Origin of the sequence: Nodosilinea sp. LEGE 07298, from assembly GCF_015207265.1 — a bacterium.
Classification (GTDB): domain Bacteria; phylum Cyanobacteriota; class Cyanobacteriia; order Phormidesmidales; family Phormidesmidaceae; genus Nodosilinea.
Genome location: NZ_JADEXE010000404.1, coordinates 1 through 4,951, shown reverse-complemented (window position 1 = coordinate 4,951; position 4,951 = coordinate 1). Strand labels below are relative to the sequence as shown.

Below are 4,951 nucleotides of genomic sequence, written 5' to 3'. Positions count from 1 at the left end.
GTTGAGGCATTGCTTAGCCCAGGCTTCTAGCACGAAGGGTTCCTCAGCGCTGTCAGTTTCCCCCGCCGAGGTCAGGGCCTGGGCCTTGAGGGGTACGTAAATGTCGCTGTAGGTAAAGCTTTCAGCAAAAACCGGTTGATGGGGGCAGGGGGCGATCGCCTCATCCAGATAGCTATCGATGCTGAGGTATTTCTCAAATACCTGGTCGCCGCCTGTGCGGTACCAGTCAGCGATGCGCTGGATGTCAGGGGCGGCATCGGCGATCGCATTCCGCATATGCCGATTGGTATTTTTGGCAACGGCTTCAGAAATTCGGTTGGCCTGCTCAGGTTTCGCTCCCAGCTGCACCAGCCGAGCATTTAGAGCCTCATTAAATGCCTTAGCCAGAGCCGACTGATGAAAGTACAGCATGGCGAAGCGGGCCTCTTTATCCGTTAGCTCAATGTTGCCCAGGGCTTTAACGGCAGGGGTGATGGCCTTGGCCTGGGGAGTACCGTCTTTGGCGATTAACCACTGCTCCACCTTGGGATGTTGCTTAACAAATTCCTGAAAGCTCTCTAAGTAGGCTGCCTGGCTCACCAGCGCCACCGACTGGGCCAGAGTCGGTTTTTGCTTTGTGGCCTCCAAATAAAACGTCAGCAGCCCGGTGCCGATCGAGACAAAGGGCAGGGTTGCGCCCACCAGCTTACCCAGGGGCGAATTGAGGGCATCGAGCAGCGAGTCGAGCTGGGCAACCAGTGGAGCCAGCTTTTGCACGTTGGGGCCTTCGGTAGCCAGCACTTCCGCTAGGCCCAGTACTGCGGCGGCGGCATCGGCGGCACCATCGATAGTCTTGAGCGAAACCAGGTCGCCAATGTCGGTGGTGAGAAAGTTCCAGAGGCGGGTAGCCATAGCGGTGCGCAGTGCTGGTGGATGGGAGCGATGGGTTGCGGCTGGGCTAGGATTGTTGCCTAAAATCCAGAGTTATTGACCAGCCTAACGGTACTCTAGGATTTGATGGCATATTTCTGGCGTTTTCGTCTTCTCCTTCCCCTCATTTCCCAACCCCTCGCCTATGACGGTGATGCCAACCCTTAAGCGCAAACTGCGGCAGCGGCTGATTGCCCTGACTGTGGCGCTCACCCTGGCGGGCGTGGTGGGGTTGCTGGTGTGGCAGGAGGGCCGGGGTGCCGATGGCACCGCCCCCGAGGAGGTGCTCGAAAACATCGTCATTACCCTGATGGGGGAATACCCCGACAAGCCCAAAAGCCCCGTTGGGCGAGTGCTGCAACTGCTGCTGCTAGTTTCGGGCACGTTTATCTTTGGGGCCATTAGCGGCAGAATCTCTGCTCTCTTTGTCACCCGTGCCCTGCGATCGGAGACCCACGTGAGCGTATTTCAAAACCACATCATTATCTGCAACTGGAACGACAAGGCGGCGGGCATCATCGACCAGCTGCTAGAGGGCAACAAAAATAGCCCCATCGATATTGTGGTGGTAGCAGCCTCAGCCGTGGCCGACTTCGGAGCAGACATCCGTTCCAGGGCGGTGCCCAGCCGCTACACAAACCCCAAAGATTTTCCCGATCGAGTGCATTTTGTGCAAGACGACCCCACCCACCACGCTACCCTGGAGCGCCTCTGTGCCCCCCAGGCCAAAGCGGTGATTTTGCTGGCCGACGAAGACACTGAGGCCCCCGACGAAAAAAACGCCCTGATCGCCCTTGCCATCAAGCATCTAGAACGCCTCCCCGGTCTGCAAACAGATATTCATGTCATTGCTGAGCTGGTCAACCTCAGCCGCCGCCGCCACCTGCAAGAGGCCGGGGTAGACGAGGTGGTATCGGCCCGCGACTACAGCGCTGGCATTATGGCCCAGAGCGCCATGTTCAAAAATATGTCGGTGGTCTACCAGCAGTTGCTTACCTACTCCGACGACTCCAACGAGTTTTACTTTATCGACCCGGGCCGCTACCCCAGCCACCTGGAGGGCAAAACCTTTGCCGAACTTAGCCACTGGGTCAGCACCTACAGCGCTACTCACCAGGCCGACAATCCGCTGCTGCTGCTGGGGGTACGGCGAGGCAGCGGCGAGATTTTGCTCAACCCCAAGCCCCAGTCGTTTGCCTGCTTGGCTACAGACGACGCCCTGGTGGTGATGGCTTTTAGAAAGGTTGACCAGATCAATTGACCGAATGAGTACTCAGCATTGAAAATTCGCCAACTGCGCGGGCTGGGCGATGCTAAGGATCCCGTTCTGAGACCATTTATGAGTCTAAACGCCTATTCATATTACGATCCGTTAAGGTTTGTAGGGGGTGGCGATGAGAGCTGAAATCTCTCGCTATAAACTGGTCAAAGATTAGGAAACCCTTACTGTATAGACCGTTTTGACCTAACCTTTGAGGGCCATCCTTAAAGCTGTCAAACCCAGTCGTGACCCACATTGGAGTTTTTATTCAATGTCCCATTCTGTCAAAATCTACGATACCTGCATTGGCTGCACCCAGTGTGTGCGCGCCTGCCCTACCGATGTGCTCGAAATGGTGCCCTGGGATGGCTGTAAAGCCGGGCAAATTGCCTCTTCCCCTCGCACTGAAGACTGTGTTGGCTGCAAGCGTTGTGAAACCGCCTGCCCCACCGACTTCTTGAGCATTCGGGTCTACCTGGGTGCCGAAACCACCCGCAGCATGGGTCTTGCCTACTAAGACCGCCTGCAACGGTTGTCATCACCAAGCCAAAAGGCCCCTGGGAGCACGCTCCTAGGGGCCTTTTGATTTTCTCTGGCGGGTCAGCGTGTCCAGCGTTAGCGGCCTGCTTGAGCCGGAACAGGCTTACCCTTTAAAAGACTGGTGAGCCCAGAGCTACGGGCAAAATCAGCCAGCGCCCCGACTACAGGCAGGTGGTCGTACCAGCTAGGGGTAACATCGCTACGAGAGCTGCGTTGGATACCCAGAACCGGCTTGGCTATAAATCGATTCATTTCGGGGTGTTGCCACTTGATGACGTTCAAGACACCGTCGGGGGACATGGGGCCACCATCGGGGTGCCCGGCAGGGCGGCTGAGCAACAGCTCAAAGAAATCGATCATTGGCTGCAGCATTTTGCCGTTGATGGCATGGAAGTGAGTGCCAATGACTTCTCCCGCAAAGGGCTGGAGAATTGGAAAGCTGATCTCGGCGTTTGGGTCAGTCCAATCAGCCATGTAGCTGAACTGAACTGTGTCCCAATCTTGATTAATCAGCTCTTGCAGCACAGCCTCTTCGTAGTCACAAAAATCTGGCCTAAACTGTAGGTCATCTTCTAGGATGAGCAGGTTTTTTGCCCCTGCATCGCGAGCTTTTTTGAACATTTCTAGATGGCTAAGGTAGCATCCTCGAAAGCCAATCCGCTCGAAGGGACCAGGATCGGCAGGCTTAATGGCTGGAAAGATCTCAACTTTACCAGGCGTCAAGGGTAACCCAACCCGGTTCAGTTCCGTCACCATGTCATTGCGGCGATCGCGGCGCTCTGGCAAGTTGAGCACGTAGACGTGATCAAAATAATCGATGAACTTCATCACTTTTTCCTTCGTAGGTAATATCGGCAGGCCCGCTTAAGAGCCTTTAGACTTCAGGACTCAGTTCTACAAATGTGCCCAAAATTAGCTCAAAATTAAGATGAATACTGCCAATGTTGGTCAGCCTATCTCAGTCGGATTTTGGTCAAACGCTGAGGTTTGACCGATAGAGAAGCTCTGAAGCCCCGATTGAGACAATTAATCTTAGTATCTAGGTTTAGAGTCCAATGGCTATCCTAACGCCAAAACGTTTAGGCAGCCTTGGTTCGGTGTAAGCGTCCCTAACTCTACGCTGGCTGAGCGAAGTCGTAAGCCTTTCGGCAGGCTTCGCCAACGTGCAACGTCTCCCAAAGGGAGAAAGCCAAAGCCCACCGGGGAATGTCCCCTAGCCCGTCTGGGGCGGCTCCGCCGCCGACTCCGTTCAGGAGACGGTTACGGTTCGGTTTGGGTGAAAACACTTACAGGTACCACTCAGACATTTGTAAATAAGGTGCTGAAATAACCAATATGTTTAACACCTCTATCTTATGAGCACTGTCTTGCCAGTGCCAACTACGCATCTGCGCTAGCACAAGTTTCATTAGAACTTTGCACGCTCTTTAATAGTCTCGGTTGGGAAAACGTTGCCCGCCGGTTTCGGTTGAACGTCTCCAGCGGGAGTAGCCTCGCTGTAGCACAAAAATAGAGGCGTTGTTCTAATATCAGCGAACCCAAAAAAAGTCCTGATTCCTATCAGCTACCTGCCTAGCGTTGATAGTTTGTAGCGTAGTCGGGCAGCGCCAGATCGGGCGAGCACTTTGGGTCAGTGACAGGGGCAGCGGCGGTCAGCCCCAGGGGAATTTCCCCGGCCCAGATCGGCAGGGCGTAATCGTCTGCCGCGTCGATAGGTGGGCCGGTGCGAACCTTGGCTGACGCTTCGGCGATCGGCAGGGCCAGCACCAGGGTACCGGCTAGCTCTTGGCGGTTGGGGGGGCGCACGTCATCCCAGCGATCGCGCACAACGTGGTTCGTAAAGGCTTTGAGCGCCATCATTTTTTCGTCGGCATTGTCAACGCGGGTAGCGGTGCCAAACAGTACGACAGAACGGTAGTTCATTGAGTGGTGAAAGGCCGATCGCGCCAGCACCAGGCCATCTAGCAGGGTGACGGTGAGGCAAACCGCAACGCCCTGCTCCAGCGAGGTCAGCATACGGCTAGCGGGGGAGCCGTGGATGTAGACCTGGTCGTCTAGGCGTCCGTAGGCGGTAGGAATCACGAAGGGTTGACCCTCGATTACAAAGCCCAGGTGGCACACCAGCCCTTCGTCGAGAATGTCGTAGACCTGCTGGCGATCGTAATTAGCCCGCTGGGGTACCCGCTTGACCTGGGTGCGAGAGGTGGGAGGTATGGATGATGAGGGAGAGGGGGAGGGTTG

4 protein-coding genes and 1 pseudogene are annotated in these 4,951 nt (G+C 55.6%); 2 read left to right on the top strand and 3 right to left on the bottom strand.

The genetic code is table 11. From position 1 onward, the window contains the following. Positions 1-891: pseudogene (locus tag IQ273_RS30380) on the bottom strand (hypothetical protein); the annotation flags it as partial. A gap of 163 nt (positions 892-1,054) precedes the next feature. Between IQ273_RS30380 and IQ273_RS30375 the strand changes: the two are divergent. Both IQ273_RS30375 and psaC read left to right on the top strand, forming a co-directional pair. After that, the gene (locus IQ273_RS30375) at positions 1,055-2,170 is read left to right on the top strand and encodes an NAD-binding protein (protein ID WP_194026824.1); all 1,116 of its coding nucleotides are present in this window, start codon (positions 1,055-1,057) and stop codon (positions 2,168-2,170) included. Between the two features lie 271 nt (positions 2,171-2,441). Further along, positions 2,442-2,687: a photosystem I iron-sulfur center protein PsaC gene (psaC, locus tag IQ273_RS30370; RefSeq protein WP_006515950.1), complete on the top strand. Its 246-nt coding sequence runs from the start codon at positions 2,442-2,444 to the stop codon at positions 2,685-2,687. Between the two features lie 98 nt (positions 2,688-2,785). Here psaC and IQ273_RS30365 read toward each other — a convergent pair whose 3' ends face one another. Both IQ273_RS30365 and IQ273_RS30360 read right to left on the bottom strand, forming a co-directional pair. After that, positions 2,786-3,538 carry a glycosyltransferase family 25 protein gene (locus tag IQ273_RS30365; protein ID WP_194026823.1) on the bottom strand — a complete coding sequence of 251 codons (753 nt, stop codon included), beginning with the start codon at positions 3,536-3,538 and terminating at the stop codon, positions 2,786-2,788. Between the two features lie 744 nt (positions 3,539-4,282). Next, on the bottom strand, positions 4,283-4,924 hold the full coding sequence (locus tag IQ273_RS30360; RefSeq protein ID WP_194026825.1) for a pyridoxamine 5'-phosphate oxidase family protein: 642 nt from the start codon (positions 4,922-4,924) through the stop codon (positions 4,283-4,285). Positions 4,925-4,951 lie beyond the last annotated feature (27 nt).